Raw genomic sequence first — 2,864 nt, forward strand, 5'->3', positions numbered from 1 at the left:
GATCGCCCCCACAACCGGAAGCAAAACAGCCGCCGTGACTACACCACCCAGCGGGACATGACCTGCTCGCGCGTGAGGTAGCCGAATGCCTCCAGCTCCGCCAGGCCCGAACGCACCGCACCGCGCCCGTCCGGACCGCAGCGGCCCAGCTCGAGCAGGGTGACCCGCCAGCCGTCGCGGTGCGTCGAGACCAGCCCGAAGATCCCCTTGGCCTTGAAGGAGATCCGCGGATCACGGAACAGGGCATTGGCGATCTGCGTGAAGCGGTCGGCGGCCATCTCGCCGCGCCGGATCCCGGCGCCGTACCCGCTCACCGCAACGCTCCGAGCACAGCGGCACCGGAGCGTGCCGGACGACGGACAAGGCCGTGCAACGCCAGTAGAGCCTCACGCGGCGGGCGGCCGGGGAACCCAGGTTGTGTGTGATTCATGCCCTCGAGGCAACCCGCCGACCCCGACCAGACTGTCGACCACAGACCCCCGACCACGATAACGAAACGGTCACAACACGCTCAGAACGCGGTGGTCGGGCCCGACCACCAGCCACCAACACGGGTCTCCCGCTCAAGAGAGGCGGGAATCTGCTCAACAGCCGGGCACAGTGCGCACGGTGGCAGGCGGTGTCCTCCTGCTGCTGTGTGCGCAATGCGCACCGCGCGGCAGCGCGATGGTGTCCCTCAAGCGCACCCGCTGCGCAGCCCTCGTCGCTGACGACGATGGGCCGCCCGTTGCGCAGCGGTCCTGCACTGCGCAGCGATGCCCGAGACGGCGATGACCACGCGGCCGGCCATCACCGACGGAGCAGTCATCATCGCCCGGCACCGGCCAACCGACGCGGCTGCGCAGCGGGTTGCGCAGCGGCCGCCCGCAGCCATCCGAACGCCGGCAGAACCCCGGTGGTAGCTACCGACCACCCTCCCCGGCGCCGCCCCGACCACCACGTCGCCGACCCCCGACCACTGCAGGTCAGCGCGCTGCGCACAACGCGTCGCCCGGCACCGCCCCGTGCACGCGCACGGGGTGCACACCGATCAGTGAGCAAGGGACCATCGCTGCGCAGCCGCCGCTTCGCAGTCACGCATCACAACGACGACAGACCACCACCGTCAGGCGACGACCCGCAGCGATGAGCGATGACCGACGGACGATGAGCGACGACCCCCGGACGATGAGCGATGAGCAGCAGGCGACGTCGGCTGCCGATGAGCAATACCGATGGCTCGCCGCCATCAGCGCGGTGCACCGCCGCCTCCGCCGGCGGTTTAGCCTCACCGCCCCCACCGAGCCGGGGTGGCCGGGATGGTGGTAGATACCGACCACGCAGGTCAGCACGCCGCGCAGCGCCAGCCGCAAGGACACGACGCCGGGTCTCCGCCCACCAGAGCGCAACAGGGCCCCGCGGGCAGAAGGGCGGTGGTAGATACCGACCATTACACCCCGGCACTACCCCGACCACCAGCCTGGCAGCCCCGACCACGCAGGTCAGCGCACTGCGCAGCGTCAGCCGCGGGACCCGACGCCACCCCGACCACTATCCCGCCGACCCCGGCCACTGCAGGTCAGCGCATTGCGCACACCACGCCGTCTGGAACCGGCCCTTACGCCTGCACCGGACGCACACCGATCAGCGAGCAATGGACCGACGCTGCGCAGCCACGCATCACAACGACGACAGACCACCACCATCAGGCGACGACCCACGGCGATGAGCGATGACCGACGAGCGACGGACGATGACCGACGGACGATGAGCGACGGACGATGAGCGACACGCGCCAGGCGACGTCGACGGCCGATGAGCAATACCGGCGGCCCGCCGCCATCAGCGCGGTACGCCCCCGCCTCCGCCGGGTGTTGGGCTCGGCCGCCCACGCCGAGCCGGGGCGGACGGGGTGGTGGTAGATGCCGACCACCGTCCTGGCCTTCATCCCGACCAGCGAGGTGGTAGATACCGACCACGCAGGTCAGCGCATCGTGCAGCGCCAGCCGCAAGGCCCCGGCGCCGAGTCTCCACCCACCAGGGCGCAACAGGGGACCTGTCCGGCAGAGGGGCGGTGGTAGATACCGACCATTACACCCCGGCGCTACCCCGACCACCGCCTGGCAGCCCCGACCACTGCAGGTCAGCACATTGCGCAGCGCCAACCGCAAGGACACGAAGCCGGGCCCCCGCCCACCAGAGACCGGCCCGGAGAGGACGGTAGTAGATACCGACCACTGGCCTCCGGCGTTACCCCGACCACCTGCGTGGTAGCCCCGACCACGCAGGTCAGCGCATTGCGCAGCGTCAGCCGCGAGGACACGGCGCCGGGTCCCCGCCCTCCAGAGCCCAACAGGGGACCTGTCCGGGAGCGGGGTGGTGGTAGATACCGACCATTACACCCCGCCGCTGCCCCGACCACTGGCGTGGCAGCCCCGACCACGCAGGTCAGCGCGCTGTACGGGCTGCCGTCCCGCACCAAGCCCCTGCAGGGGTCAGCCGTCCGCGGGTTCACACTCCACCCCCTCGCCTCACCTGCTGTCGTCCAGATGCGGCGCTTCAGCGACCGGATGGCCGGCTGCGCCGCCCCTGAGGAGCTCCACCACTTCGACGGGTCCGCACTGCTGCGCACCGAGTGGAATCCGGAGAACGTCCTGATCGCGGACGGTGGGGTGCGGCTCGTCGACTGGGGGTGGGTCTCGCTCGGCGCGGCCTGGATCGACCCGGCCTTGTGGGTGCTGTGGCTCATCGCCGCCGGCCACGACCCCGAGCAGGCGGAGTACGCCGCAGCCGGGCACCAGGCGTGGCGGCAGGCCTCTTATGAGGCCCTGGCCGCCTTCTCCCGGGCACAGTTGCGCCTGTGGGACAGCATCGCCGACCAGAGC

3 protein-coding genes and 1 pseudogene are annotated in these 2,864 nt (G+C 70.8%); 2 read left to right on the forward strand and 2 right to left on the reverse strand.

Features of this window, described 5'->3' with window-relative positions; translation table 11 throughout:
• Nucleotides 1-38: 38 nt before the first annotated feature.
• Nucleotides 39-314: a hypothetical protein gene (locus IE226_RS43450; RefSeq protein WP_308429615.1), complete on the reverse strand. Its 276-nt coding sequence runs from the start codon at nucleotides 312-314 to the stop codon at nucleotides 39-41.
• An 832-nt stretch (nucleotides 315-1,146) separates the two neighbouring features.
• On the opposite strand from IE226_RS43450, the gene IE226_RS43455 reads away from it, so the two are divergent.
• Nucleotides 1,147-1,308 (forward strand): hypothetical protein, encoded by a 162-nt coding sequence (locus IE226_RS43455; protein ID WP_190087062.1) that lies wholly within the window; start codon nucleotides 1,147-1,149, stop codon nucleotides 1,306-1,308.
• A 376-nt stretch (nucleotides 1,309-1,684) separates the two neighbouring features.
• Here IE226_RS43455 and IE226_RS43460 read toward each other — a convergent pair whose 3' ends face one another.
• Entirely contained in the window at nucleotides 1,685-1,927 is a 243-nt protein-coding gene (locus tag IE226_RS43460; RefSeq protein WP_190087063.1) for a hypothetical protein, read from the reverse strand.
• Between the two features lie 478 nt (nucleotides 1,928-2,405).
• Here IE226_RS43460 and IE226_RS43465 point away from each other — a divergent pair.
• Nucleotides 2,406-2,864, forward strand: a pseudogene (locus IE226_RS43465) (hypothetical protein); the annotation flags it as partial.

This window comes from Streptomyces longisporoflavus, from assembly GCF_014649775.1.
Lineage (GTDB): Bacteria > Actinomycetota > Actinomycetes > Streptomycetales > Streptomycetaceae > Streptomyces > Streptomyces longisporoflavus.